23 protein-coding genes and 1 pseudogene are annotated in these 25,135 nt (G+C 67.1%); 13 read left to right on the forward strand and 11 right to left on the reverse strand.

Annotation, left to right across the window (positions count from 1 at the left end):
• The first annotated feature begins 70 nt into the window (after positions 1–70).
• Positions 71–2,533: a prolyl oligopeptidase family serine peptidase gene (locus tag JLDANKMP_RS08355; protein WP_212560899.1), complete on the forward strand. Its 2,463-nt coding sequence runs from the start codon at positions 71–73 to the stop codon at positions 2,531–2,533.
• A gap of 166 nt (positions 2,534–2,699) precedes the next feature.
• Complete coding sequence (locus JLDANKMP_RS08360; protein ID WP_212560900.1) at positions 2,700–3,020, forward strand: hypothetical protein; 321 nt, start codon at positions 2,700–2,702, stop codon at positions 3,018–3,020.
• Positions 3,021–3,030: 10 nt separating this feature from the next.
• Here JLDANKMP_RS08360 and JLDANKMP_RS08365 read toward each other — a convergent pair whose 3' ends face one another.
• The gene (locus tag JLDANKMP_RS08365) at positions 3,031–4,014 is read right to left on the reverse strand and encodes a hypothetical protein (RefSeq protein WP_212560901.1); all 984 of its coding nucleotides are present in this window, start codon (positions 4,012–4,014) and stop codon (positions 3,031–3,033) included.
• A gap of 138 nt (positions 4,015–4,152) precedes the next feature.
• On the opposite strand from JLDANKMP_RS08365, the gene JLDANKMP_RS08370 reads away from it, so the two are divergent.
• Positions 4,153–5,118 (forward strand): DUF2268 domain-containing putative Zn-dependent protease, encoded by a 966-nt coding sequence (locus tag JLDANKMP_RS08370; RefSeq protein WP_212560902.1) that lies wholly within the window; start codon positions 4,153–4,155, stop codon positions 5,116–5,118.
• A 49-nt stretch (positions 5,119–5,167) separates the two neighbouring features.
• Complete coding sequence (locus JLDANKMP_RS08375; RefSeq protein ID WP_212560903.1) at positions 5,168–5,959, forward strand: SGNH/GDSL hydrolase family protein; 792 nt, start codon at positions 5,168–5,170, stop codon at positions 5,957–5,959.
• 105 nt (positions 5,960–6,064) lie between these two features.
• Here JLDANKMP_RS08375 and JLDANKMP_RS08380 read toward each other — a convergent pair whose 3' ends face one another.
• On the reverse strand, positions 6,065–6,610 hold the full coding sequence (locus JLDANKMP_RS08380; protein ID WP_212560904.1) for a thioesterase family protein: 546 nt from the start codon (positions 6,608–6,610) through the stop codon (positions 6,065–6,067).
• A gap of 69 nt (positions 6,611–6,679) precedes the next feature.
• Between JLDANKMP_RS08380 and JLDANKMP_RS08385 the strand changes: the two genes are divergently transcribed.
• The 3 genes from JLDANKMP_RS08385 (at position 6,680) to JLDANKMP_RS08395 (ending at position 8,577) form a co-directional block, all read left to right on the forward strand.
• On the forward strand, positions 6,680–7,255 hold the full coding sequence (locus JLDANKMP_RS08385; RefSeq protein ID WP_212560905.1) for a TetR/AcrR family transcriptional regulator: 576 nt from the start codon (positions 6,680–6,682) through the stop codon (positions 7,253–7,255).
• A 53-nt stretch (positions 7,256–7,308) separates the two neighbouring features.
• The gene (locus JLDANKMP_RS08390) at positions 7,309–7,692 is read left to right on the forward strand and encodes a nuclear transport factor 2 family protein (protein WP_212560906.1); all 384 of its coding nucleotides are present in this window, start codon (positions 7,309–7,311) and stop codon (positions 7,690–7,692) included.
• 366 nt (positions 7,693–8,058) lie between these two features.
• The gene (locus tag JLDANKMP_RS08395) at positions 8,059–8,577 is read left to right on the forward strand and encodes a hypothetical protein (RefSeq protein ID WP_212560907.1); all 519 of its coding nucleotides are present in this window, start codon (positions 8,059–8,061) and stop codon (positions 8,575–8,577) included.
• A gap of 46 nt (positions 8,578–8,623) precedes the next feature.
• Here the strand turns inward: JLDANKMP_RS08395 and JLDANKMP_RS08400 are convergent.
• From JLDANKMP_RS08400 to hutI, 6 genes and pseudogenes are all read right to left on the reverse strand, one after another.
• Positions 8,624–10,735, reverse strand: a pseudogene (locus JLDANKMP_RS08400) (TonB-dependent receptor).
• A 193-nt stretch (positions 10,736–10,928) separates the two neighbouring features.
• Complete coding sequence (locus tag JLDANKMP_RS08405; protein ID WP_212560908.1) at positions 10,929–12,365, reverse strand: serine hydrolase domain-containing protein; 1,437 nt, start codon at positions 12,363–12,365, stop codon at positions 10,929–10,931.
• A 149-nt stretch (positions 12,366–12,514) separates the two neighbouring features.
• Positions 12,515–14,182 (reverse strand): urocanate hydratase, encoded by a 1,668-nt coding sequence (gene hutU, locus JLDANKMP_RS08410; protein ID WP_005410194.1) that lies wholly within the window; start codon positions 14,180–14,182, stop codon positions 12,515–12,517.
• On the reverse strand, positions 14,179–15,033 hold the full coding sequence (gene hutG / locus JLDANKMP_RS08415) for an N-formylglutamate deformylase (protein WP_212560909.1): 855 nt from the start codon (positions 15,031–15,033) through the stop codon (positions 14,179–14,181). The genes hutU and hutG overlap by 4 nt, the downstream gene beginning before the upstream one ends.
• Entirely contained in the window at positions 15,030–16,571 is a 1,542-nt protein-coding gene (gene hutH / locus JLDANKMP_RS08420) for a histidine ammonia-lyase (RefSeq protein ID WP_024956379.1), read from the reverse strand. Before hutH ends, hutG begins: the two co-directional genes overlap by 4 nt.
• On the reverse strand, positions 16,568–17,791 hold the full coding sequence (gene hutI / locus JLDANKMP_RS08425; RefSeq protein WP_212560910.1) for an imidazolonepropionase: 1,224 nt from the start codon (positions 17,789–17,791) through the stop codon (positions 16,568–16,570). The genes hutH and hutI overlap by 4 nt, the downstream gene beginning before the upstream one ends.
• Before the next feature lie 67 nt (positions 17,792–17,858).
• Between hutI and JLDANKMP_RS08430 the strand changes: the two genes are divergently transcribed.
• The 4 genes from JLDANKMP_RS08430 (at position 17,859) to JLDANKMP_RS08445 (ending at position 20,664) form a co-directional block, all read left to right on the forward strand.
• Positions 17,859–19,229: a formimidoylglutamate deiminase gene (locus tag JLDANKMP_RS08430; protein WP_212560911.1), complete on the forward strand. Its 1,371-nt coding sequence runs from the start codon at positions 17,859–17,861 to the stop codon at positions 19,227–19,229.
• A gap of 28 nt (positions 19,230–19,257) precedes the next feature.
• Positions 19,258–19,986, forward strand: a complete 729-nt coding sequence (gene hutC, locus JLDANKMP_RS08435; RefSeq protein ID WP_012480723.1) for a histidine utilization repressor — start codon at positions 19,258–19,260, stop codon at positions 19,984–19,986.
• 94 nt (positions 19,987–20,080) lie between these two features.
• Positions 20,081–20,263 (forward strand): type II toxin-antitoxin system HicA family toxin, encoded by a 183-nt coding sequence (locus JLDANKMP_RS08440; RefSeq protein ID WP_212560912.1) that lies wholly within the window; start codon positions 20,081–20,083, stop codon positions 20,261–20,263.
• Between the two features lie 8 nt (positions 20,264–20,271).
• A complete protein-coding gene (locus JLDANKMP_RS08445; protein WP_212560913.1) occupies positions 20,272–20,664 on the forward strand; it encodes a type II toxin-antitoxin system HicB family antitoxin in 393 nt (130 codons plus the stop codon).
• 147 nt (positions 20,665–20,811) lie between these two features.
• Here JLDANKMP_RS08445 and JLDANKMP_RS08450 read toward each other — a convergent pair whose 3' ends face one another.
• From JLDANKMP_RS08450 to JLDANKMP_RS08460, 3 genes are all read right to left on the reverse strand, one after another.
• The gene (locus JLDANKMP_RS08450) at positions 20,812–21,822 is read right to left on the reverse strand and encodes a restriction endonuclease (RefSeq protein WP_212560914.1); all 1,011 of its coding nucleotides are present in this window, start codon (positions 21,820–21,822) and stop codon (positions 20,812–20,814) included.
• Between the two features lie 237 nt (positions 21,823–22,059).
• A complete protein-coding gene (locus JLDANKMP_RS08455; protein WP_024956383.1) occupies positions 22,060–22,551 on the reverse strand; it encodes a phasin family protein in 492 nt (163 codons plus the stop codon).
• A gap of 80 nt (positions 22,552–22,631) precedes the next feature.
• Complete coding sequence (locus JLDANKMP_RS08460; protein WP_005410185.1) at positions 22,632–22,907, reverse strand: polyhydroxyalkanoic acid system family protein; 276 nt, start codon at positions 22,905–22,907, stop codon at positions 22,632–22,634.
• A 125-nt stretch (positions 22,908–23,032) separates the two neighbouring features.
• On the opposite strand from JLDANKMP_RS08460, the gene JLDANKMP_RS08465 reads away from it, so the two are divergent.
• Together JLDANKMP_RS08465 and serC are read left to right on the forward strand one after the other, a co-directional pair.
• Positions 23,033–23,839, forward strand: a complete 807-nt coding sequence (locus tag JLDANKMP_RS08465) for an FHA domain-containing protein (protein WP_212560915.1) — start codon at positions 23,033–23,035, stop codon at positions 23,837–23,839.
• Between the two features lie 195 nt (positions 23,840–24,034).
• On the forward strand, positions 24,035–25,120 hold the full coding sequence (serC, locus tag JLDANKMP_RS08470; RefSeq protein WP_088429463.1) for a 3-phosphoserine/phosphohydroxythreonine transaminase: 1,086 nt from the start codon (positions 24,035–24,037) through the stop codon (positions 25,118–25,120).
• Positions 25,121–25,135 lie beyond the last annotated feature (15 nt).

Genomic DNA, 25,135 nt, shown 5'->3' on the forward strand with positions numbered 1-25,135 from the left:
CAACCCCTGCGGTGCTAGATTCGGGTCCATGCCCGATTCCGGGCGCCCATTCACACCCCAGGGGATAAGGATGCTCATCCGTCGAACCTCTCTGGCAGCGGCGGTTGCCGTTGCCACCGTCGGCCTGCTGGCCGCTGGCCCGGCGCTTGCCGATTACGCGAAGCCGCCGGAACACCTGCTCAAGGTATTGAAGGCACCGCCGCCGCCGGCGCCGAACGTGGCCCCGGGCGGCCAGCGCCTGCTGCTGACCACCGCGCAAACCTACCCGTCGATCAGCCGCGTCGCCCAGCCCTATCTGAAGCTGGCCGGCGTGCGCCTGGAGCCGAAGAACCGCAGCCGCCATGACACGCCCGGTGGCTACGGCATTCCGGCCTGCGTGGCCGACTTCACCCTGGTCGACATCGGCAGCGGCAAGGAAACCAAGGTCAACCTGCCGCAGGGCTGCGCCACCGGCGCGCTGTGGTCGGCCGATGGCAGCCATTTCGCCTTCCAGAACGCGGTCGATACCAGCGTGCAGCTGTGGGTGGGCGATGCGGCCACCGGGCAGGTGAAGCAGGTGCCGAATGTGCAGCTGAACCCGATCTTCGGCTACACCGTGCAGTGGCTGGGCGGCAGCCAGAACCTGCTGGTGAAGCTGGTGCCGGCCAACCAGGGCCCGGCACCGTCCAACGGCGGCGTACCGACTGGCCCGGATGCACAGGAGTCGCTGGGCAGCAGTGGCGAGAGCAGCACCTACGAAGCCCGCGACACGCTGACCAGCGTGCATGACGAGAAGCTGTTCGCTTATTACGGTGCCTCGCAGCTGGCCGTGGTCGATACCGCCGCCAACAGCGTGCGTCCGGTCGGGCAGCCGGCGCTGTTCAACGAAGTCAGCGCCGCACCCGATGGCGTGCACGTGCTGACCGAATCGATCAAGGCGCCGTACTCGCATGCGGTGACCTACCAGCGCTTCGCCAACGACGTGGCCGTGCTGGACATCGCCAGCGGCAAATCCACGCCGATTGCCAGCCTGCCGCTGGCCGACCGCGTACCGGTGCATGGCGTGCCGGAAGGCCCGCGTGGCTTCGACTGGCGTGCCACCGATCCAGCCACCCTGGTCTATTCCGAGGCACTGGACAAGGGCGACTGGAAGGTCAACGTGCCGCACCGCGACCGCGTGCTGATGCTGAAGGCCCCGTTCAACGGCAAGCCGACCGAAATCACCCGTACCGCGCAGCGATTTGAGGGCTTCGCGTGGACCGCCGATCCGGCCGTGGCGTTCCAGTACGAGAACGACGAGAACCGCCACTGGATGCAGACCCGCATCGTCGATGTGGACCAGCCGAAGAAGGAAGGCCGCCTGCTGTGGGACATGTCCAGCGACGAGCTGTACGCCAACCCCGGCAACCTGGTCTTTACCCGCTTGCCGAATGGCGCGCAGGTGGTGCGCCGTGAGGGCAACCATGTGTTCCTCAGCGGCCGTGGCGCGTCGCCGCAGGGCGACCGTCCGTTCCTGGACCGCCTGGACCTGGGCACCCTGAAGAGCGAGCGCCTGTTCCGCAGCAGTGCCGACGCCTACGAACAGTTCCTCGGTTTCAGCAGCACGCCGGGGCGCTACCTGACCTGGCACCAGTCGGTGATCGATCCCCCGAATGCCTTCATCCGCCAGCAGGGTGAGGCAGTGGCTGATGCGAAGACCGGCGAGGCGCAGTTCGCGTCCACCGCGACCGCGCTGACCAAGCTGGTCGACCCGACCCCGGAAGTGCGCCAGATCAAGAAGCAGCTGGTGACCTACAAGCGTGCCGATGGCGTGGACCTGTCGTTCACCCTGTACACGCCGCCGGGCTACAAAGAAGGCCAGCGCGTGCCGGCGATCCTGTATGCGTACCCGGCCGACTTCGCCAATGCCGCGCAGGCCGGCCAGGTGTCCGGTTCGCAGCAGACCTTCACCCGTCTGCAGCCGTACCGCCTGATGCTGCTGGCCGGCTACGCGATCATCGACAACGCCTCGTTCCCGATCGTCGGGGACCCGAAGAACGCGTACGACACTTATCTGGAGCAGCTGGAAGCCGACGCCAAGGCGGCGGTGGACAAGGCCGTGGACATGGGCGTGGTCGACCGCAACCGCATCGGCGTGACCGGTCACAGCCACGGTGGCCTGATGACCGCCAACCTGATCGCGCACACCAAGCTGTTCAAGGCCGGCGTGGCGACCAGTGGTTCGTATAACAAGACCTTCACCCCGTTCGGCTTCCAGAACGAACGCCGCTCGGTCTGGCAGGCGCAGGACGTGTACCTGAAGGCCTCGCCGTTCTTCTATGCCGACAAGATCAAACTGCCGCTGCTGCTGGTCCACGGCGAGGACGACGCCAACCCGGGCACCGAGCCGTTCCAGTCGCGCAAGCTGTACCAGGCGATCCGCGGCAACGGCGGTACCACCCGCCTGGTGATGCTGCCGAACGAGCCGCACTGGTACACCGCGCTGGAGTCGAACGAGCAGCTGGTATCGGAAATGCTGAACTGGTTCGACACCTACGTGAAGAACGCCAAGTGAAGGAACAGGAAGGCCACCTCCGGGTGGCCTTCCTGCATCCTGCTGTAACCAGCCGCACGCGCTCTGCAATCAACTGTGGAGACTCGGTAACGACGTGTTACCGGCACATTCGCATGCCACGCAGATGGGCTAGGCTGACCCTGTGAGTTCGTCCCGGGTCGGTGCAATGAAAGCCATCGTTCTTGCTGCAACGTTGTCGTTGGTCCTGGTTTCAAACGCCCATGCCCAGTCGCTGCCCACCGAGCTGGCGCAGCTGGGGATCATCGCCGGCATGCCCTACGCCAAGGCCAAGCGCCTGCTGGATGCTGCGGGATGGCAGGTGAAGCCGGCGCAGGGCGCGCCGGAATCGCTGGAGGGCTTTCCGGAAGTGGAGTGCCAGAAGGGCGGGAAGCAGTGCGCGACGACCTTCGAGAAGGGTGAACAGCAGATTGCGGTGCGGCTGGGCACTACCCTGGCAGGGCAGCCGTTTGTGCAGAGCGCTGATTGAGCACCCGAGCTCACGCCAGCGGCAGGCGGTCCTGCGCATGCGCCAACCGGTCGTGCAGTTCGCGCACGTGCTCGGCCTTGGCATGGATGCGCGTGGTATCACCGAAACTGCGCAGGTAGGCGCACGCGGCGAAGCCGGCACTCTTCTTTTCGTACTCGGCAATCCAGGCCAGGCGATCCGGGTTGTTGGCCTGCTCGGCTGACCACGCGGCCACCGGCGGACGGATGCGGTACCTCAGGCCAACGCGCCACGGCTTTGGTGTCAGGCGCGCACGGAAGCAGTGCTGCAGCCGGCACATGCGCGCGTACAGGGTGTCGGCGCCCAGCGTTCTGAAGAACGCCTGCAGCTGCTCGTCTTCGGGCAGGAACGTGGCATGCATGGCCAGCACGCGCAATCCAGCCGGCGTGCGGTACGCACGCAGATGCCAGTCCGGATGCTGTTCGCTGAAGGCCGCGACCCGCTGCAGGGCTACGCCTTCGGCGCCACCGGCCGCGGCCAGGCGCCGCTTGCGCTGCATCAGCATCGCCGTGTTGACCAGCAGCACCGCTGCCACCCCCAGCACCAGTCCCACCAGCCAGTGCCAGAGCAGAGTGCCGATGACGGCGCCAGCGAACAGCAGCACTGCGGCGATGATTGCAGGCATCACGCAACCGGCAGGTGGCTGCGCATGATCGATGTCGGCGAACAGCACGTCCGGGGTGTTCAGGCACAGCGCACCGTAGCTGTTGCGGGTGATGATGACGTCGCCGTCGCGCTGCACGATCTGCTCGCGGATCGGCACGCCCTCCACGCCGTAGTTGCTGCGCACTTCGCGTCGCGGAAGCGCCTGCCCGGCGAGGATGGCATTGAGGGCTTCGTTGGCGCGGCGGTCGGCGTGCACCTGCGCCTCGGCAGGGCCTTCGTCGGACCAGCCGAAGCGGCGCACGACCACCGGCCGGCCACGGAAACGGGCCTGCAGGCGGGCTTCGGCCCAGTACGCGGGAACGATCATCATCGTGCGGTGCTCCATCTTCCATGGCAGGTGCCGAAGCGAGTCTGGCACAGCGCCGGTGCGCCCGCATCCGCCTGCTGCAGTGGGCCGGGCGGAGTGATAGATTGCGCGCTTCGCATGCACTCCACCAAGGACGGAGCGATGTTCATGATCCTGCGCGGCCTGTTGGCCCTGGCCTGTGCCGGGGCGATAGGCGTGGCCACCGCAGCGGTTCCGGCCGGGCCACAGATCGTCACCGAGGATGTCAGTCGTTTCTACGCGCTTTACGACAGCGCTGGCGGTAAACCCAGCGTTGCGCAGTTGCGGGGATACATGGCCGAGGGTTCGACGGGCCTGGCCGAGCTGGCCAAGGCACGCCGGGTCACCCCCGAGCGCATTGCCGAGTCCATCGCCAACCAGCCGGAACTGTATGCGCAGGGACGACGCTGCCTGGCCGAACTGCCGGCGGTGAAACAACGCCTGACGCAGGTGTTTTCCAACCTGCAGGCGATCTACCCGCAGGCCGCGTTTCCGCCGGTGACCATCGCGGTGGGCCGCGGCCGGCCGGTCGGGCTGACCTCGAAAAGCGGCGTGATCATTGGCCTGGAAGCGCTGTGCGCGGCCGACTTCATGAATGCCAATGTGCAGGATCGCTTCGTGCATGTGATCGCACACGAATACGTGCACATCCAGCAGACCGGCCTGATCGACTTCGAGCCGGGTGACCCGCGTGCCACGGTGCTGCGTGTTTCGCTGGGCGAGGGCATCGCCGAGTTCATCGCCGAGCTGATTTCCGGCAACGTCGGCAATGGGCGTCACGCGGCCTGGACCCGTGGCCGGGAAGTGCATATCGAAAGCGCGTTCGCGCTGGATCTGGACAGCACCGATCTGTCGCCGTGGCTGTACAACTACAAGCCTGGCTCGCAGGAACCCTACGACCTGGGGTACTGGGTGGGTTACCGCATCGCCAAGGCCTATTACCTGCAGGCCAAGGACAAGCGTGATGCGGTGCGTGCGCTGATCCAGCAGGACAACCCGAAAACGATCCTGGCCGCCAGCGGCTGGACGCCGGGCATGTGGATGCCGGCGAAAGTCACGGGTGTAGCGGCGCGTACGGCTGCACGCTGAGCACAGGGCAGGGCGTTAGACTGCGCAAGATGATTTCAGGAGTACCCGCATGCGTGGACCTGTTGAGCTTGCCGCTGCAACCGTCGTGACGTTGGGCCTCGCGTTGGCTTCTCCGCTGGGTGCCGCCGAAGCCGTCGCAGTCAATCCGCTGCTGCAGACGCCCATCGACCAGTTGCGCCCCGACGAGGTTCGCTTCATGCAGCAGCGCCTGGCCGATTTTCCGGAGCTGCAGCGCTATCGTGATGCCAACGCGCAACTGCCTGCGGCCGTGCCGGGCCAGCCGCGCGTGGTGTTCTTCGGCGACTCGATCACCGAAGGCTGGGGTGCGGAAGGCAGCGCTGGATTCTTCCCCGGCAAGGGCTGGCTCAACCGCGGCATCAGCGGCCAGACCACGGCGCAGATGCTCGTGCGCTTCCCGCAGGACGTGCTGGCACTGAAGCCACAGGTGGTGGTGATCCTGGCCGGCACCAACGACATTGCCGGCAACACCGGCCCGTCCACGCAGGCGATGATCGAGGACAACCTGCACGCGATGGTGGACCTGGCGCGTGCACATGGCATCGCCGTGGTGCTGGCATCGGTGCTGCCGGTCAGCGATTACCCGTGGCTGCCGGGAACAGCGCCAGCGCCGAAGGTGCGTGCATTGAACACGGCATTGAAGCGCTATGCCGATGCGCAGCATCTGGTCTATCTGGACTACTACACGCCGATGGCCAATGCCGCCGGAGGACTCGATCCGCAGCTGGCCGAGGATGGCGTGCATCCCACGGCGAAGGGCTATGCGGTGATGGCGCCGTTGGCCGAGGCAGCGGTCAAACGCGCGCTGGAGCATGGAAACTGATCACCAGCGGATCGGCTATGCCGATCGGGTGCGACATCCAACTGCAGCGCGGGCCGCCAGCGTCGCGGGGGAAATCACCCCATGCAGATAGCCGCCATCTGAAGCTCAGGCGTCGTCCTGCTTCAACGCCGCATCGGCCGCCAGCAGCGCCTCGGCGGCTGCACTGAGCGGCGGCGACGGCGGGGCAACCACGCCGATCGCTTCCATCATCTTCGGCATGCTCAGGAACTGGCGCGCGCGACGGTCGTAGATGCCGGTGACCAGCAGCGCACGGGTGGCGATCTTCTGCTCGGGCCCGATCAGCACGCGCTGCTCCATGATGCCGCGCGAGCCGACCCAGCCGACCAGGCGCGTTTCCAGGGTGAAGCGCTGGAACGGCTTCAGCTCGCGGCGGAACTGGATGGTGCCGGCGCCGACGATCGGTGCCCACTTCTCGCGCAGTGCCACCCGGCCCAGGCCCATGCGCAGGATCAGGTCCAGCCGGCCCAGGTCGAAGATGTTCCAGTAGCGGCCGTTGGTCATGTGCAGGTTGCTGTCCAGGTCGTTGGGCAGTACCCGGAACTGCAGCCGCGAGACCCCGAACGGCGCCTCCAGCTTCGGCCGGAACAGGCTGCACAGCAGCAGGTGGAGCAGGCGGAACCAGAGATTCATGGTTATGACGACTGTTATAGAATCGCCGATACGCTAATGTATGACGACTGTCCTGGCAAGGAGCCTGCCGTGAGCCCGCGCCCCTCTGATGCGCCACAACGCGTGATTGATGCTGCGGCACAGATGCTGGCGCGCGTGGGTCTCAATGCCACCAGCATCCGTGAGGTGACCAAGCTGGCCGAGGCGCCGCTGGGTTCCACCTATCACCACTTTCCCGGCGGCAAGCAGGAGCTGCTGGCGCGCGCCACCCACATGGCTGGTGACAAGGTGGAGGCGCTTCTCGTTGAGTTGTTGAAGGGCGGGGCCGTGCAGGGCCTGCAGCAGTTCCTGGCGATGTGGCGCGAGCGCCTGCTGCGGTCCGGGTTCCGCGCGGGTTGTCCGGTGCTGGCCGCTGCCGTCGAAGAGCCGGTCGAGGCGGTTACCAGCCAACCGCGCGTGGCCGCCGCAGAGGTGTTCGTGCGCTGGCAGGGGCATCTGGCCGCAGCCTTCATTGCCGACGGCCACGAACCTGCGGCGGCGGATGGACTGGCCAGCCTGGTGATCGCCAGCGTGGAAGGCGCCGTGGCGATGTGCCGCGCACTGCAGGACATCGCTCCGTTTGATCGGGTAGCAGCGCAGTTGCTGAAGGCCGCCGCGCGGCCTTGATCGGCCGGTGCAGGCAGGCCAGACTCGCCAGCAGCCCACGACTGGATGCCGCCATGGACGAACCGCATCGCCGCCAGGTGATCGAGCACTACCTGCAGGCCTACAACCGCTTCGATATCGACGCCATGCTGGCAGTGCTGGCGCACAACGTACGCTTCGAGAATCACAGTGGCGGCCAGTTGACGATGGTCACTGAAGGCATCGATGCCTTTGGCGAACTGGCACGCCACTCTGCGTCGCTGTTCCGCGAGCGCGAACAGCGCTTGCTGGCGCTGGAGTTCGATGGCGACCAGGCGATGGCGACGATTGGCTGGCGCGGCGTGTTCGCGCAGGATGTTCCCGATGGGCCGCGCGCGGGCACCGAGCTGGAACTGCAGGGCCAGAGCGAGTTCGTGTTCGCGGGTGGCCGCATCGAAGGGATCATTGATCGCAGCTGAGGATCGGCCGCTTGGAACCGCCGTCTGGACAGTGGACCCGCTCGCGGTAGAATCCGCCCAACACCGCCTACGCGTGCCCGGCAAGGATGTCCGCATGCAGCATCAGGCTCCCGAGGTCCCTGGCCGCGATGCCTCCCGCTTCCTGGCGGCGGCATGAAGCGCTCGCGCCAATTTTCACGCAGTCCGCTTGCATTGCCGATGAACCGCGGCAGCGAAGTCGTGCGTGCGCGCCGGCACTTGCAGCAGCGCGGTTGGCCACGCCTGGCCCTCTTCGCGGTTTTCGTTCCTCCCCGGCCCTGCGCTATGATCGGCGCAGGGGACCCGGAACGTGGCCCGGCTTCAACCAACCCTGACAAGGACAAGCGCATGGATGTCGCTGCACGCAGGAACAGGACGTTGTTTCGTTGGATCATGGTGACGCTGCTGGCAGTATTGATGCCGTTTGCAGCGCTGGCGCAACCCGCAGCCGGGGAGGCCGATGGCGCCGAAGCCGCCACTGCTGCGGAAGAGGCGCGATGCCGCGCCTGCACCTACGAGCGTATCGGGCACAAGGTCGATATCGGGCTGGTTGCACTGGTGTCGCTGCTGGTGGTGGGCCTGCTGGTAGCGGCGTCCCGCGAGTGGGGCACGACCTCGCAGCGCTGGACCTGCCGCACGCTGGCCCTGTTGCTGGTGGGTGTCGGTATGGCATTGCTGTGGTGGGCTGGCAGCGTCGTCTACCTGGGCTACAACCCGTGGCAGGAAATGGCCACCCCTGTCGATGGTTCGCTTACCTCGACACTGCTCAACACCTCACCGAAGTGGCTGGCGGCGCTGGCGTTGATTGGTTTCGCACCTTCCATCTGGAAGCGCAGCGAGCGCCTGCCGGCCTGGCGTATCGGCTGATCCTGGAACGACGGCGCCGGATCACACCCGGCGCCGCCTGCAGTCATCAGTCAAAGCGCCAGCGCATGCCCGCATAGACGCCACGGCCTTCGCCCGGCGTCGAGCGGGCAATATCCCTGCCTGCGTCGTCGTAGCCCGGCGTGACCGTGGCGGCGTAGTGGCGGTTGCCGAGGTTGCGCATCTCCGCCCAGGCCTGCCAGCGGCCACCGGGTGCGTCGTAGCCGATGCGGCTGCCGAAGATCACGTGGCTGTCAGCCCAGTAGCTGTTGGCGTAGTCGACTGCGATGCGCGAGGCGTATTCGGTATTGAGCGCGGCGTACAGGCCGGATGCATGATCGAAGCGCAGCTCGGCCTGGTAGGCGTGGCGCGGCAGGCCGGGCAGGCGGTTGCTGCCGAAACGCGCGTCGTGGCGATAGCGGAAATCGCTGAAGGTATACGCCTGGTGCAGCGACAGGCGGCCCGGTGCAGCCTGCCACAGCGTGCTGTCCAATCCGGCCTCGATGCCGCGGTGAACGGTGGGGCTGGCGTTGTTCTCGGCGATGAACAGGTTCGGCACCGGTTGCAGTTCGACGCTCAGCAGTTCGTGGTTCACGTGTGCGTAGTAGCCGGTCAGTTCCCAGCGGCCCAGCGCCGCGTCACCGCGCGCGCCCAGTTCCAGCGTGGTGGCGGTCTGGTTCCGCATCGGCACCGGCGCGCGCTGGCGGCCGCTGGACGGGCCACTGCCTGGCCCGAAGTACTGGTTCGAGCCCCAGATCATCGACCAGGGGTGCGGCGCCTCCACCGAGCGGCTGAGGTTGCCGAACCACTGGGTCTGGGCGCTGTGCTGCCAGGTGAAGCCCAGTCGCGGCGCATAGTCCCAGTCGTGGTCGCGCAGGCGGCCGCCGCTGCTCGGCCAGGTCACCTGCACATCGCGACGGGGGTTGATCAGTGCCAGCCCGGTCTGCATGCGCAGGCGGTCATTGAAGGTGAGGGTATTGCTGACGTGCAGCGTGCTGTCGGTGCCGTGGTGGCGGAAGTCACGCGTGCGCGTACCGGCGGCATAGCCGTTGCTGGCAAAGCGCAGCGACTCGCGCACATCGGCGTCCAGATCGTGGGTGACGCGCAGGCCGACCGTGGTCTCGCTGTCCAGGCCGAACAGCCGGTGGCGGCGGCGGTAGTCCAGCGTGGCGTTGAGGTTGGCGTAGTCCAGCTGCTGCCGGTACAGGCTCTCGTTCAAGTCCATGGGGTACCTGTGATAGACCAGCCCGGCCTGCAACGAGGAGTCCTCACCGATCTGCAGCGTGGTGACGTTGCCCACCCAGGTGCTGCCCGGCTGCGGGCGACGCGCATCGATGGCCAGATTGGCCGCGTTCGCGGCGCGCGGATCGTTGCGGATCTGATCGCGGGTCAGGCGGCCGGGCGTTTCATGATTTGTTTCGCGATAGCGCACGAAGAAGCGCGTCTGCAGGTCGGGCGTGATCTGCCAGCCGATGTTGGCCATCGCACCCTTGCCGTCGCCGCGCGCATGACGCTGGTAACCGTCGAATTCGGTATCGGTGTAGGCCAGGAAGTAGTCGACATCACCACTGACGCCGCCTCAGCTGATGCCGCGCTTCTGGTAGCCACGGCTGCCGGCTTCGTAGTGCAGCTGCACGCCCGCCGAATCACGACCGCTGCGGCTGACGTAGTCGATGGCACCACCCAGCGCCAACGCACCGCGCTCGAAGCCGTTGGCGCCGCGCAGGACTTCCACGCGCGACAGCCACAGCGGTTCCAGCAGCTCGTAGGGCGTGCCGCCCGGGCCGGTCAGTGGCAGGCCGTCGATCGACACCGCAATACCCGAGGCGTGCGCGCCCGGGCCCCGGTTGATGCCCGAGCCACGGATCGAGATCTTGGTGCCCTCATTACCCGGCGACTGCGCGCTGATACCCGGCTGGTAGGCCAGCACATCGGCGCTGGTGGACAGTCGGCTGTCGGCCTTGGCCACGTCGATCAGGTTGCTGGCGCCGGGCACGCGCTTCAGCGCCTCGCGCGCCTGCGCGCTGGCATCGGCGGCAGCGGTGACCTGCACGGCATCCAGCGTGGTGGCCTGTGGGGCCGCAGCGGCGGTGGAAGAGAGGCCGAGGGAAACGGCCAGGAACAGCAGCGAGGGGGTGGGGCGGTACGACGAGAGCGACATGCGGGAATGCTGTAAACCGCGAAAGTGGCGCGCAAGTTAACAGGTTGGCGGCGTCACGTCACCCGTCGCTCGCGTATGGCCGCCCGCAACATCCATGTAGAGCCGAGTCCATGCTCGGCTATCGCGCGCAGCGCGGGTCTCCTGAGATCGCAACGAAGAGCAGCCGAGCATGGGCTCGGGTCTGCAGCAGGGTTTAGGGCGAGGGCTTCATCAGCGCCTTGGCCTTCGCATACAGCCGATCAGCCGCTTCCCTATCGCCCAATGCCGCATGGCACTCGGCCAGGCTGTCCCACGCGTTGGCCGAATCCGGATACAGCTCGGCGTTGAGCGCGAACACTTTCAGTGCCTTGCTGGCACCCAGACTCTCGCGGATGGCATAGCCATCGGCATTGATCGCACGTTCCAGTTCGCCGGTGGGAACGCCGTTGCTGACGCGCAGCCAGCTACGCATCTGCGGTTTCGCATCGGTGCTGTCATCCAACGCATAGCCGATCAACCGCTCGGACAACACCGCATGCGGAAACTCCCCGGGCGCGGCCACCCCCATCATGCTCTCCACCAGCGTGCTGGACCAGACATTGCGGGCGCTGCCGTTGGTCAGGTACACGAACACCCAGTAGCCGCTGGCCAGCGTGCCCTTGTAGGCCAATCGCGCACGTACACGGGTGCCACCATCGTGGCCGACCTGGGTGTAGCCGTCGCTTCGGGTGGTGTCCCAACCGGTGGAGAAGAAATTGCTGCCGCCACCGCTCAGTTTCTGCGGCTGCCAGAGCTTTTCCAGGGTCGCCGTGCGCACCAGCTTTCCGCTCGCCAGCGCCTGCAGGAAACGGTTCATGTCGCCCACGGTGGTCTGCAGATCGGCATGGCCCCAGCCGTAATCCGGCCAGGCATCTTCATTGGCCGGCTGCAGCTGGCCGTCCTTGCCGATGTAAGGCACCGCCGCGCGCTTGGCTGGCACGCTGGCAACGCCCCAAGAGGTGCTGGTCATCTTCAGCGGTTGCAGGATGCGTTCGCGAGCGATGGCCGGGTAGGGCTTGCGGTAGTGCGCTTGCAGCAACGCCGTCAGCACCAGGTAGTTCGCTTGGGTGTACTGCACGCGGCTGCCGGTGGCGAACTGCATCGGTGTCGCGCCGGCTACCTTCAGTGCAGCGCCAAGGTCAGGGGCTACACCGGGGTAGCCCTTGCTGACCCAACGGTTGTCGACACGATCGTAGTACTCGCCGATACCCGAGCTGTGGTTGAGGAAATCGCGCACGTGAATTGCCTGCCATGCTGCAGGCAGGTCCGGCACATAGCGGCTGGCCGGTGCATCCAGATCCACCTTGCCCTGGTCGACCAACTGCATCACCAGCGTGCTGGTCAGCAGCTTGGCCATCGACTGCGCGGCGAAGATGGTATCGACGGTGGCAGGTGCATGGGTTGCAGGATCACGTTCACCGCTGGCGCCCTGGTACAGCACCTGGCCGTTGTGGGCGACCAGTACCGCCTGGCCGGCAATGCCGTAGCGTTCACGGTTGGCCTGCAGCTGGGTGTCGAGCTGATTGGAAAGATCGCTGGCACTTTCAAGAGCCGAAACGGGTGGGATCGCAAACAGCGTGCAGAGCAATGCAGCAGCCAGGGTGCGGTACATCGCGGTGATCCGTCAGCGGTGATGGCGCATGTTGGTCACGTCGGAAGAGCGGGTCAAGGGCACCGATTCCCGCATCAGGGAGAGCCGGCCAGCGGCCGGCACTACCACACGTTTCCGGTAGTGCCGGCCGCTGGCCGGCACCCCTGCGATCAGCCGAGGATGCCCGGCAGATCCAGTCCCTTTTCCTTCGCGCAGTCGATCGCGATGTCATACCCCGCATCCGCATGGCGCATCACGCCGGTGGCCGGGTCGTTCCACAGCACGCGGCCAATCCGCTTGGCCGCTGCCTCGGTGCCGTCGCAGACGATCACCATGCCCGCGTGCTGCGAGAAGCCCATGCCGACGCCGCCACCGTGATGCAGCGACACCCAGGTCGCGCCGCTGGCGGTGTTGAGCAGGGCGTTCAGCAGCGGCCAGTCGGACACCGCATCGGAGCCGTCGGCCATCGCTTCGGTTTCGCGGTTCGGCGAGGCGACGCTGCCACTGTCCAGGTGGTCGCGACCGATCACCACCGGCGCCTTCAGTTCGCCGTTGGCGACCATCTCGTTGAACGCCAGGCCAAGTCGATCACGATCACCCAAGCCGACCCAGCAGATGCGCGCCGGCAGGCCCTGGAACTTGATCTTCTCGGCGGCCATGTCCAGCCAGCGGTGCAGGTGCGGGTTGTCCGGAATCAGTTCCTTCACCTTGGCATCGGTCTTGGCGATGTCTTCCGGGTCGCCACTCAGTGCCGCCCAACGGAACGGGCCGATGCCGCGGCAGAACAACGGGCGGATGTAGGCCGGCACGAAACCCGGGAAATCGAAGGCATTGGCCACACCTTCTTCCAGCGCCATCTGCCGCAGGTTGTTGCCGTAGTCCACGGTCGGCACGCCCAGCGCGTGGAAGCCGAGCATGGCGCGGATGTGGTTGGCCATCGATGCGCGCGCGGCCTTCTCCACTTCCTTGGGGGCGGAAACGCGCTTCTCGTCCCACTGCTCGACCGTCCAGCCCTGCGGCAGGTAGCCGTTCACCGGGTCGTGCGCGGAGGTCTGGTCGGTCAGCAGGTCCGGCTTCACGCCGCGCTTGAGAAGTTCGGCCAGCACGTCGGCAACGTTGCCGAGCAGGCCCACCGACTTCGGCGTACCGGCCTTGCACGACTCGTCGATCAGGCGCAGTGCTTCGTCCAGATTGTCGGTCCAGGTGTCGAGGTAGCCGGTGCGCAGGCGCATGTCGATGCTGCTCTTGCGGCACTCGACGGCCAGGCAGGAGGCGCCGGCCATCACGGCAGCCAGCGGCTGTGCACCACCCATGCCGCCGAGGCCACCGGTGAACAGCCACTTCCCGGTCAGGTCGCCGCCGAAATGCTGGCGCCCCATTTCCACGAAGGTCTCGTAGGTGCCCTGCACGATGCCCTGCGCACCGATATAGATCCAGCTGCCGGCGGTCATCTGGCCGTACATGGCCAGGCCCTTCTTATCCAGCTCGTTGAAGTGGTCCCAGTTGGCCCAGCGCGGCACCAGGTTGGAATTGGCGATCAGCACGCGCGGTGCATCGGCGTGGGTGCGGAACACGCCCACCGGCTTGCCCGATTGCACGAGCAGGGTCTGGTCATCGTCCAGGCGCTTGAGCGTTTCAACGATGGCGTCGAAGCTTTCCCAGTCGCGTGCGGCGCGACCGATGCCGCCATACACCACCAGTTCCTGCGGGCGCTCGGCCACGTCCGGGTGCAGGTTGTTCATCAGCATGCGCAGCGGTGCTTCGGTCAGCCAGCTCTTGGCATTGAGCGTGGTGCCGGTCGGCGCGGCGATGGTGCGGGACGGGTCGTTGCGGGTCATGCGGCGCTCCGGTTCGTAGCGAATTCAAGGCAGGCGTTGAGCACCTGCGCCAGGGTGTGGCGCAGTGGTGCGGCGTGGTCGGGGTCGAGCGGGGTGGGCCAGCTGTGTTCGTCCACCTGGTCCGGCAGGGGTTCGTGCATGTAGCCGCGGCAGGCAAGTTCCATCTGCAGGCTGTGCACGCCGCCGGCGATGTTGCTGTAGTGGCGGGTGATCCAGCCGCCCTTGAAGCGGCCGTTGCGCACCTGGCTCATGCCACTGATCTTCAGCAGGTTTTCCACCACGTCGCTCAGGGCGTTGTCGCAGGAGGTGTCCGGTGCGCCGGACGGACCGGCGGTGCCGAGGTTGAACTGCGGCAGCTCACCGTCGAACAGATGCGGGATGTGTGAGCGGATCGAGTGCGCGTCGTACACCACCACGGTGCCGTGGCGTGCACGCAGGCGTGTGATCTGCGAAGCCAGCGCATCGTGGTAAGGCAGGAAATACGTGTCGCGACGACGGGCGATTTCTGCTTCGTCCGGTTCGCGCCCGGCGTGGTACAGCGGCTGGTTGTCGAAGGTCGTCAGCGGACACAGGCCGGTGGTGTTCTGGCCCGGGTACAGCGACACGCCGCTGGGATCGCGGTTGAGGTCGATCACCGAACGCGAGATCGCCGAGCGCACCGTGGTCGCGCCCATGCCGCGCACGAAGTCGTACAGCTCGTGCACCCACCAGTCGGCATCGCGGCGGGCCAGCCACGGCGAGTGGTAGTCGCCGATCAGGTCGTGCGGCAGCTCGCTGCCGGTATGCGGGAAGCTGACGATGAGGGGGGCATCGCCCTCGTGCACCGTCAACCATTCAGGAGGGGTCGTCATGCCTGCGGTTCCACAGTCGGCAACAGATCGCCCAGGCCCTGCGCCAGCGCGCCACTGCGCACAAGATTCGTGGCGGTCACCATGTCGGGGTGGAAATAGCGGTCTTCTTCCAGCGTCGGCACCTGCGCACGCAGGGTGGCGCGCACCGTTTCCAGCGCGGCGCTGGAGCGCAGCGGCGCATGGAAATCACAGCCCTGCGCGGCGGCCAGCAGCTCGATGCCGATCACGTTGGCGGCGTTCTCGGCCATCTGCATCAGCCGGCGTGCGCCATGCGCGGCCATCGACACATGGTCTTCCTGGTTGGCCGAGGTCGGGATCGAATCAACGCTGGCCGGGTAGGCGCGCTGCTTGTTTTCCGAGACCAGTGCAGCGGCGGTCACCTGCGGAATCATGAAGCCGGAATTCAGGCCCGGGCGCGGGGTCAGGAACGCCGGCAGGCCGGACAGGGCCGGGTCCACCAGCATCGCCAGGCGGCGCTCGCTGATCGAACCGATCTCGCACACCGCCATCGCCAGCATGTCGGCGGCGAAGGCCACCGGCTCGGCGTGGAAGTTGCCACCCGACAGCGCTTCGCCGGTGTCGGTGAACACCAGCGGATTGTCGGACACGCCGTTGGCTTCAATTTCCAGCGTGGTCGCGGCCTGGCGCAGGATGTCCAGCGCCGCGCCCATTACCTGCGGCTGGCAGCGCAGGCAGTACGGATCCTGCACGCGCACGTCGTTGTCGCGATGCGACTCGCGGATGTCCGAGCCCTGCATCAGCGCGCGCAGGGTGGCAGCGGTGGCGATCTGCCCGCGCTGGCCGCGGATCGCGTGGATGCGCGGGTCGAAGGGCGTGTCGGAACCCTTGGCTGCTTCCACCGACAGCGCGCCGGTCACCAGTGCGGCCTGGAACACGGTCTCGATCTCGAACAGGCCCGCCAGCGCATAGGCGGTGGAGAACTGGGTGCCGTTGAGCAGCGCCAGGCCTTCCTTCGCGCCCAGTTCGATCGGCTGCAGGCCGGCACGTGCCAGTGCATCGGCCGCCGGTAGGCGCTCGTCACCGATGAAGGCTTCGCCTACACCCAGCATCACGCTGGCCAGGTGCGAGAGCGGCGCCAGGTCACCCGAGGCACCCACCGAGCCCTGTGCGGGCACCACCGGCAGCACGCCCTTGACCAGCATCGCTTCCAGCAGCAGCAGCGTCTCCTCGCGAATGCCTGACGCACCCTGCGCCAGGCTGACCAGCTTCAGCGCCATCATCAAGCGCACCACGCTGGCCGGCATCGGCTCGCCCACGCCGGCGGCATGCGAGAGCACGATGTTCCGCTGCAGGGTGGCCAGATCTTCGCGCTCGATGCGCACGCTGGCCAGCTTGCCGAAGCCGGTGTTGATGCCATACACCGGCGCGCCCTTGGCGACGATGGCGGCCACCGCCGCAGCACTGGCGCGCACGACCGGCAGCGCGGCCGGGTCCAGTGCAAGCGGCGCACCGCGATAGACCTGCCGCCACTGGGCGAGAGTGACATGGCCGGGGCGAAGAACCAGGGTGTTGCTCATGTGTTGCTCCAGGAGGCAGGCAGGTCGGGCTGTCCGCGCACCACGCGCGCGTGCAGCGGGTTGAATCCAATGCGATAGACCAGGTCGGCGGGGGCATCGATGTCCCAGACCGCCAGGTCGCAGTCCAGGCCCACGGCGAGGCGGCCGATGTGGTCGCTGCGTCCGAGCGCGCGCGCCGCTTCAAGGGTGAAGCCGGCGATGCACTCATCCACGGTCAGGCGGAACAGGGTGGCGCCCATGTTCATCGCCAGCAGCGGGCTGGTCAGCGGCGAAGTGCCCGGATTGCTGTCGGTGCCCAGCGCCAGCGGCACGCCGGCCGCACGCAGCGCAGCGATCGGCGGCAGGGTGGTATCGCGGGTGAAATAGAAGGCACCGGGCAACAGCACGGCGACGGTGCCGGCGGCGGCCATCGCGGCGATGCCGGCCTCGTCCAGGTGTTCGATATGGTCGGCCGAGAGGGCACCGAAGCTGGCGGCCAGTTCAGCACCATGCTGGTTGCTCAGCTGCTCGGCATGGATCTTCACCGCCAGCCCGTTGGCGCGCGCCGCTTCGAAGACCTGCCGCGCCTGCGCCGGCGAGAAGGCGATGTTCTCGCAGAATACGTCCACCGCTTCGGCCAGGCCTTCGGCGGCGATGGCCGGAATCATCACGTTGCACACCTCGTCGGTGTATTCCTGCGCCTCGCGGCCTGGCGGAATCGCGTGTGCGCCGAGGAAGGTGGTCACCACGTTGACCCGGCACTCCTCGCCCAGCGCACGCGCTACCTGCAGCTGCTTGCGTTCGTCGGGCAGGGTCAGGCCGTAGCCGGACTTGATCTCGATCGTGGTCACGCCTTCGGCACGCATCGCCAGCAGGCGCGGCCGGCTTTCGCTGGCCAGCTGTTCCGGGGTGGCAGCACGGGTGGCGCGCACGGTGGAGACGATGCCGCCGCCGGCACGGGCGATCTCGGCATAACTGACCCCCTGCAGGCGCTGCTCGAATTCGTTGGCGCGGTTGCCGGCGTAGACCAGGTGGGTGTGGCAGTCGATCAGGCCGGGCGAGATCCAGCGGCCTTCGCCATCGATGCGGGTGGTCGGCTGCAGGTGGGCATCGCTGCCGGCCGCGCCGACATGGACGATGCGGCCGCCAGCGCAGGCCAGTACGCCATCGCGGATGACACCCAGCCCCTCGCCATCGAGGGTCATCAGGTGGACGTTGGACCAGAGGGTATCGACGTGCATGGCATCCACAACGCGGCTGTGCTTATATGTCTATACAATATAGGCGTCCATTTCGGGTTGTCCAGCCATGTCCGATTCGCGTTCCCCGCTCTGTTTCCATGCCGCCCACGCCCTTCTGGCCGACGGCTGGGCCCGCGATGTCCGCCTGCAGGTGCAGGACGGCCGCATCACGGCGATCCACATGGGGCAGGGCGCCCAGCACGGCGACACCTGCGTCGGCATCCTGGTGCCGGGCCTGCCCAACCTCCACAGCCACGCCTTCCAGCGCGGCATGGCGGGGCTGACCGAGATCGGCGGCGGCGACGGTGACAGCTTCTGGAGCTGGCGTGAGCTGATGTACCGTTTTCTGGCCCATCTGCGCCCGGACGCAGTGCAGGCCATCGCCGCCCAGGCCTACATGGAAATGCTGGAAAGCGGCTTCACCCGCGTCGGCGAATTCCATTACCTGCACCACGACGCCGATGGTCGCGCCTATGCCAACCGCGCCGAGATGAGTGCACGGATTGCTGCCGCCGCCGACCAGACCGGTATCGGCCTGACCCTGCTGCCGGTGTTCTATGCACATGCCGATTTCGGCGGGGCGCCGCCGAATCCGGCGCAGCGTCGCCTGATCCACGATGTGGACGGTTTCGCGCAGCTGCTGGACGCCGCCAAGCCGGCACTGGCCGCGCTGCCGGATGCGGTGCTCGGCATCGCGCCGCACAGCCTGCGTGCAGTCACCGGCGAGGAATTGAGTGCGTTGCTGCCGCTGACCGACGGCCCGGTGCACATCCATATCGCCGAGCAGGTGCGTGAAGTCGAGGCCTGCCTGGCCTGGAGCGGCCAGCGTCCGGTGCAGTGGCTGTACGACCATGCACCGGTGGATGCGCGCTGGTGCCTGGTGCACGCCACCCACATCACCGACGATGAGCGCGCCGCCATCGTGGCCAGCCAGGCCGTGGCCGGCCTGTGCCCGATCACCGAAGCCAATCTGGGCGACGGCCTGTTCCCGATGCAGGCGTTCACGCGCGAGGGTGGGCGCTTCGGTGTCGGCTCCGATTCCAATGTGCTGATCGATGCGGCCGAAGAACTGCGCCTGCTCGAATACGGCCAGCGCCTGACCCTGCGTGGGCGCAACGTACTGGCCCCGGATGCCACCCGCAGCACCGGCCGCTTCCTGTTCGAAGGCGCACTGCACGGTGGTGCACAGGCGCTGGGCGTGGCCGCTGGCCTGCAGGTCGGCGCCAGTGCCGACCTGGTCGAACTGGATGCCGGGCACCCGGCGCTGCAGGCGCGACAGGATGACGCATGGCTTGACAGCTGGGTGTTCGCCGCACGTAATGGCGCGCTGCGATCGGTCTGGCGCCATGGCCGCCAATGCGTGGCCGAGGGCCGCCACCTGCAGCGCGAGGCGATCACCACCGCCTTTACCGCCGCCCTGCGTGGCGTGCTGGGCTGATCGCCTCCCGTTACCGAGACTCCATTACGTGAAGGCCAGCAAGTCCGCCACGCTCAACCAGCGTATCCGCAGCGATCTGGAAAGCCGCATCCTCAGCGGAGAATGGGCGCCGGGCTTTCGTATTCCGTACGAACACGAGCTGATGGAGCAGTACGGCTGCTCGCGGATGACGGTGAACAAGGTGCTGACCGCGTTGGCCGAGAGCGGCATGATCGAGCGTCGCCGCCGTGCCGGTTCGTTCGTCGCGCGGCAGCCCCCGCACCTGGAGCAGGTGGCGCTGGAGATTCCCGATATCGCGATGGAGGTTGGCTCGCGCGGCCACCAGTACGCCTATCGCCTGCTGCAGCGCGACCTGCGCCTTGCCGATGCCGGCAATGCCGGTGAAGTCGAGCTGGCCGGACAGGAAAACCTGCTGGCGATGCGCTGCCTGCATCTGGCCGATGGTCGCCCGCTGGCGCTGGAGCATCGCCTGATCAGCCCGGTGGGGGTGCCGGAGGTGTTGGAGGTCGACTTCAGCACTACCGCGCCGGGCAGCTGGCTGCTGCAGAACGTGTCGTGGACCCGTGCCCAGCACCGCATCAGCGCCTGGGGGGCAGATACCGCCACCGCCAGGCTGCTGGAGGTGAAGCCCGGTACCGCCTGCTTGGTGATCGAACGCCTGACCTGGCGTGGCGAACAGCCGATCACCCGCGTGCGCCAGGTGTTCCTGGGGGATGCCTGGGACCTGGTGGCGCGCTTCGCGCCGGGCGCGCGATAGGGATTCCATCCACGCATGGCGTGGATCTACTGGGCCGAAACGACTGTTGCCTTGAACTCTGTCGGGGCGTGTGTACGATGTGTATCGTCCCTGCATGAAGAGCAGGGACCTCATCCGGGATCTGGAAGCGGCAGGTTGGATCTGTCGCCGGATCCGCGGGTCCCATTATGTATTTGTGCACCCGCAGCACCCTCACATCATCACCGTTCCTCACCCAAGGAAGGATCTGGGGAAAGGGCTGGTGCAGGCGTTGCGGAAGCTCGCAGGACTGACGTAGGAGGGCCCATGCGATATCCAGTCTTGATCGAGGCAGGCGATGAGCGCACCGCGTGGAGTGTGGTCGTTCCAGATCTGCCGGGGTGCTTCTCGGCGGCCGATACGCTTGATGATGCGCTCAGCGCTGCCGAGGAAGCTGCACTCGCCTGGATTGATGCGGCCCTGGATGAGGGGCGTTCGATTCCGACACCTTCCGCGCCACAGAAGATCGTCGCCGAGGCATCCAAGGACATCCGTTGGATTCTTGCGTACATCTGCATTGATCCGGCTCTGCTGGACGATACCATCGAGCGGGTCAATATCAGCCTGCCACGCCGGATCCTGGCGAGGCTGGATGCGCAGGCCAGAGCGGCGGGTGAATCGCGCTCCAGTTACATCGCCCATCTCGCGGCATTGGGCTGAGCTGGCGCCATGTGGAGCCGAGCCGATGCTCGGCTGCTGTTCGCGTGTGGCTCAACTCTGCAAAGGCATCCACGCGTGGCGTGGATCTACAAGGGGTCGCGCATCGGGATTCAGTAGATCCACGCCATGCGTGGGTGCTGGTCCCAATCAATACGTGGCGCACTGCCGCCAGCGCACCGGCTCATCCACGCCGGGGCGGGCGTTGAGCTGGATGCGCACGTTGCGCAGGGCGGGGTAGTGCAGCACTTCCTCGCAGACCTGCGGCCAGACCGCGTCCAGCTCGCCGGTGCGGTTGATCGCCAGCGTCTGCCGGGTCAGCCAGACCCCGCTGGCGATACCGGGCTTGCCGGCCAAGGCGCGGGACAGATCGGCCTGGAAGCGCTCCAGCGTGGCGGCATCCGGGTTGAGGTTGCTGCGCACGTCGGCTGAGGGCGCGGCCGGTGCAGGCGCAGCGGCCGGCGGCGTGGTGGCGGGGGCCGGCGCCGGTTCGGGCGCCGCTTCAACCGCAGGTGCAACCGGCGCGGGGGTGTCCGCCACCTCGGCAACAGGCGCGGTGTCCTGCACATGCAAGCCTTGCAGGCTCAATCCCACCAGCAGGCCCAGCGTGACCGCGCCGAGCGCGGCAATGGCGATCCGGCGCAGGGCTTCATGGCGGGCGCTGGCGCGCACACGGGTTTCGATTTCCGCCGGCAGGTAGGGCTGCAGCAGCGGCCACAGGCGTGGACCGTCCAGCACCTCGACCGCCTGCTTCTCGGCAGCGCTGCGCCCGTCGCGTTCCATCCGGCCTTCGGTCAGCAGCACGCCGCCCTTGGCGCCGGCCAGGCGCGCAGCAGCCCCCAGCTCGTTCACTGCGGCGGTGCCGATACGGTAGGCAAGGCCATGCTTGCAGGACACCAGCCACTGGTTGGGGCCGTCGCTGAGCAGGAAGTCGCTGCTCGGCTCGCGGGATTCCTCCGCCGGGTCATTCAATTCACGCAGGCCGCGCTGTTCGCGCAGCATGCGCTTGACCAGTACCGAGAACTCGCGCCAGTGCATGCCCGCCAGGGCTTGCAGGCCGAGTTGCATCTCCTTCTGCCGCCGCTTGATCCACCACAGATAGACAACAGCCAGGGAACAGGTAAGCAGGGCCGACAGCAGGGCCAGGATCCAAGGGAGCATGCAGGAGGTGCGCGGAAGGGGCGAATGCGGAAGACGACAGTGTAAAGGTCGCACTATCCGGCTGGGTCAGGACGTTCCTGACAGGAAGCGTGATGGAACGCTCAGATCGGCATACGGCGGGCACGAAAAACCCGCCAATCCTGAAGCCGTGAGGGGAGGGAACAAACGGCAGCCGAAGCGATTGGCGGGTTGCTCGCGATTGTCAATCAAATTTTATTGCATTGCAACAATGGCCGGTCAGGGCACGCTGCCTGGCGACTGATGGCTGCCCGGGGCGGGAGCATCGGCGCCCGAGGCCGCACGGTTTTCCAGCTTGGCCAGCCGCGCGTGCAGGGCGTCGATACGGGCTTCCAGCGCGGTCACCTCATCGGCAGTTGGGACATGCAGGCGCTTGAGCACGCCCTGCACCTGGTCATCGAAGGCCTTTTCGACCTTGTTCCAGGTGCCAGAGGCCTTCTCGCGGGCCTCATCCAGCGAGGATTCCACGTTGTCGCGCCAGCCCGGGCCCTGTTCGCCGTGGCGTTCACGGCGGCGGGCCTCCCAGGCTTCGCCTTCCTTCACCAGGCCGTCGAAGAAGCGGCTGCCTTCGGCCTGTGCACGGCCAAGAGCGCCCAGGCCGGCCAGCCAGACCTGCTGCGCCGAGTCACTCAGCTTGCGCGAGAAGCGCTCGGCCTGGTCACCGAACGAGGCGTCGTCGTTGCGGCGGTCATCGTTTTCGTACTGGTTCATCGCACTTCCCGTGGGAGTTGGGCCTGCCCCGAGAGTAGCGCGCGATGGCGTTGCACGGCCGTGACGGCCGCCGCCGGGGTTCAGCCCAGCTTTTCCTTCAGCACGCGCTGGATCTCGCCCTCGACCATGCCCTTCATCGCCGACAGCAGGAAGCCCAGCTTGGCGGTGACGCGCACGGCGCCCGGCTGCAGTTCGATCGCACCGTCCACGCCGCTGCCAGAGAAGTTCAGCACGTCGGCGGCCCAGGACGACTTCAGGCCGAAGCGCTCGGACAGCTTGGCGGCGACCTGTTCGATCGCGGCGCGTGCCTGCGCGTCGGGCAGGGCGTGGGCGTGGCGGACATCGATGGTGGACATGCAGGCTCCTGGCGCAGGGCGGGGATGATCAATGAGGGCGAGCATTGTGCGCATCGAGGGCCGTCGCGCCAAGCACTCATCGCAGGTTCTTCTTCGTTGGCGGCCAACCTGCTAGGCTGCGCCGCGTGCAGAACCTGCTTGTTCACTTCAGTCAACAACAACAGCCCGACCAGCCGCTGCGGCCCGGGGTGCAACGCATCGTGCGCCAGGCCAACGGCAGTGTGCGGCTCGGCGACGCCGGCCACGGCGCCCTGCTGCTGGCGCAGTTCTGCATGGACGATCGCGGCCTGTGGCTGCAGGTCGGCAACGGTATCCGTGGCATCCACGTGAATGGTCGGCCGGTGCGCCGCATGGCGCTGCTGCGTGCAGGCGATGCGGTCTATGTGGACGGCGTGGAGATGGTGCTGCAGGGCGAGGTCGAGAGCCTGCTGCAGGCACCCGCGCCGAAGAACGACGATGGCACCGATGAGCAGCAGCGCCTGCTGCGCGGTGTCGGCGGCCTGCATCATGGCCGCAGCTATACGCTGTCGCGGGCACGGTTGATCGGCCGCGGCAGCGACGCCGACATCGCCATCGACGATCCGGCCTTCGCCGAACAGCACGCCCGCGTGGAAGTGCACGGTGAACGTGTGCTGCTGCGCGACCTCGGCAGTGCCGACGGCACCCGGGTCAACGGCGTGGCCGTGCGCCACTGCTGGCTGCAGGCCGGTGACCAGGTGGTGTTCGATGGCCAGCATCGTTTCGTGCTGGAAGTGCCGCACGATCCACGTCGGCGGCCGTTGCCGGCCGAGGACGAGTCCGGCGACGACGCGGAACAGGCGCCGGTACTGCCGGTGACGCCGCGCAGGGTCCGGCGCTGGCCGTGGCTGCTGGCCAGCGCCTTGTTGCTGGCGGCAGTGCTCAGCCTGCTGCTCTGGTTCGGCGCGCGCTGACGGTCGCGCGGTGACGGTAGTGCCGGCCGCTGGCCGGCAACCGCCGCCCCGAATCCATGAGGTTGCCGGCCAGCGGCCGGCACTACCCGGTCGCGTCGGCCAATGGATTCCAATGAAACCAAATTTCCCTTGCGCCACAAGGCCGCAAGGCTGGTGCACTGCGGCATACTAGGGGTCTTGCCCCACAGGTGTGACATGACGCGCGCGTTCAACTTCAGTGCCGGCCCTGCGACCTTGCCGGAATCGGTCCTGCGCCAGGCGCAGGCGGAAATGCTGGACTGGCACGGGTCCGGCGCTTCGATCGTGGAAATGAGCCATCGCGGCGCGGAATTCATGTCCGTGGCTGCCGAAGCCGAGGCCGACCTGCGTCGCCTGCTCGACATCCCCGACGACTATGCGGTGCTGTTCCTGTCCGGTGGCGCCACCACCCAGCAGGCGCTGATCCCGCTCAACTTCGCCGCCCCGGGCCAGCGTGCCGATTACGTGGTCAGTGGTCACTGGGGCAAGACCGCGGTCAAGCAGGCCGGTGTCTACGTCGACGTCAACATCGCCGCCAGCAGCGAGGCCCACGGCTACCGCGAACTGCCGGCGCGTGCCGACTGGCAGCTGTCGCGCGATGCCGCCTACGTGCACATCACCGCCAACGAGACCATCCACGGCGTCGAGTTCCGTGATGTGCCCGACACCGGTAACGTTCCGCTGATCGCTGACTTCAGCTCGTCCATCGCCAGCGAGCCGCTGGACGTGCGCCGCTACGGTGTGATCTACGCCGGCGCGCAGAAGAACCTGGGCCCGGTCGGCATCGCGGTGATGATCATCCGCCGCGACCTGCTCGAGCGCAGTGGCCAGCCGCGCGCGGACATCTTCGATTACCGCTCGCACGTCGCCCGCGATTCGATGCTCAACACCCCGCCGACCTGGAACTGGTATCTGGCCGGCCTGGTGTTCAAGTGGATGCTGGCCGAGGGCGGCGTGACCGAATTCGCCAAGCGCAACGCCGCCAAGGCCGCGCTGGTGTACGGCGCCATCGACGGCTCCGGCGGCTTCTACCGCAATGAGGTCGCACATGCGGCCCGTTCGCGCATGAACATTCCGTTCTTCCTGCCCGATGCCGAACTCGACGCCCGCTTCGTCGCTGAAGCCAAGGCCGCTGGCCTGCTGGCGCTGAAGGGCCACAAGGTGGTCGGCGGCATTCGGGCTTCGCTGTACAACGCCATGCCGCTGGCCGGGGCCGAGGCGCTGGTCGCCTTCATGGCCGATTTCCAGCAGCGTCACGGTTGAGCAATGAACGGCGCG

Origin of the sequence: Stenotrophomonas sp. PE591 (assembly GCF_018320795.1) — a bacterium.
GTDB lineage: Bacteria > Pseudomonadota > Gammaproteobacteria > Xanthomonadales > Xanthomonadaceae > Stenotrophomonas > Stenotrophomonas maltophilia.

Excerpts from the sequence above, each read along its gene's own strand:
- JLDANKMP_RS08355 (WP_212560899.1), top strand. The coding sequence starts at position 71 with ATGCTCATCCGTCGAACCTCTCTGGCAGCGGCGGTTGCCGTTGCCACC.
- JLDANKMP_RS08360 (WP_212560900.1), top strand. The coding sequence starts at position 2,700 with ATGAAAGCCATCGTTCTTGCTGCAACGTTGTCGTTGGTCCTGGTTTCA.
- JLDANKMP_RS08365 (WP_212560901.1), bottom strand. The coding sequence starts at position 4,014 with ATGATGATCGTTCCCGCGTACTGGGCCGAAGCCCGCCTGCAGGCCCGT.
- JLDANKMP_RS08370 (WP_212560902.1), top strand. The coding sequence starts at position 4,153 with ATGTTCATGATCCTGCGCGGCCTGTTGGCCCTGGCCTGTGCCGGGGCG.
- JLDANKMP_RS08375 (WP_212560903.1), top strand. The coding sequence starts at position 5,168 with ATGCGTGGACCTGTTGAGCTTGCCGCTGCAACCGTCGTGACGTTGGGC.
- JLDANKMP_RS08380 (WP_212560904.1), bottom strand. The coding sequence starts at position 6,610 with ATGAATCTCTGGTTCCGCCTGCTCCACCTGCTGCTGTGCAGCCTGTTC.
- JLDANKMP_RS08390 (WP_212560906.1), top strand. The coding sequence starts at position 7,309 with ATGGACGAACCGCATCGCCGCCAGGTGATCGAGCACTACCTGCAGGCC.
- JLDANKMP_RS08395 (WP_212560907.1), top strand. The coding sequence starts at position 8,059 with ATGGATGTCGCTGCACGCAGGAACAGGACGTTGTTTCGTTGGATCATG.
- JLDANKMP_RS08405 (WP_212560908.1), bottom strand. The coding sequence starts at position 12,365 with ATGTACCGCACCCTGGCTGCTGCATTGCTCTGCACGCTGTTTGCGATC.
- hutU (WP_005410194.1), bottom strand. The coding sequence starts at position 14,182 with ATGACCCGCAACGACCCGTCCCGCACCATCGCCGCGCCGACCGGCACC.
- hutG (WP_212560909.1), bottom strand. The coding sequence starts at position 15,033 with ATGACGACCCCTCCTGAATGGTTGACGGTGCACGAGGGCGATGCCCCC.
- hutH (WP_024956379.1), bottom strand. The coding sequence starts at position 16,571 with ATGAGCAACACCCTGGTTCTTCGCCCCGGCCATGTCACTCTCGCCCAG.
- hutI (WP_212560910.1), bottom strand. The coding sequence starts at position 17,791 with ATGCACGTCGATACCCTCTGGTCCAACGTCCACCTGATGACCCTCGAT.
- JLDANKMP_RS08430 (WP_212560911.1), top strand. The coding sequence starts at position 17,859 with ATGTCCGATTCGCGTTCCCCGCTCTGTTTCCATGCCGCCCACGCCCTT.
- JLDANKMP_RS08440 (WP_212560912.1), top strand. The coding sequence starts at position 20,081 with ATGAAGAGCAGGGACCTCATCCGGGATCTGGAAGCGGCAGGTTGGATC.
- JLDANKMP_RS08445 (WP_212560913.1), top strand. The coding sequence starts at position 20,272 with ATGCGATATCCAGTCTTGATCGAGGCAGGCGATGAGCGCACCGCGTGG.
- JLDANKMP_RS08450 (WP_212560914.1), bottom strand. The coding sequence starts at position 21,822 with ATGCTCCCTTGGATCCTGGCCCTGCTGTCGGCCCTGCTTACCTGTTCC.
- JLDANKMP_RS08455 (WP_024956383.1), bottom strand. The coding sequence starts at position 22,551 with ATGAACCAGTACGAAAACGATGACCGCCGCAACGACGACGCCTCGTTC.
- JLDANKMP_RS08460 (WP_005410185.1), bottom strand. The coding sequence starts at position 22,907 with ATGTCCACCATCGATGTCCGCCACGCCCACGCCCTGCCCGACGCGCAG.
- serC (WP_088429463.1), top strand. The coding sequence starts at position 24,035 with ATGACGCGCGCGTTCAACTTCAGTGCCGGCCCTGCGACCTTGCCGGAA.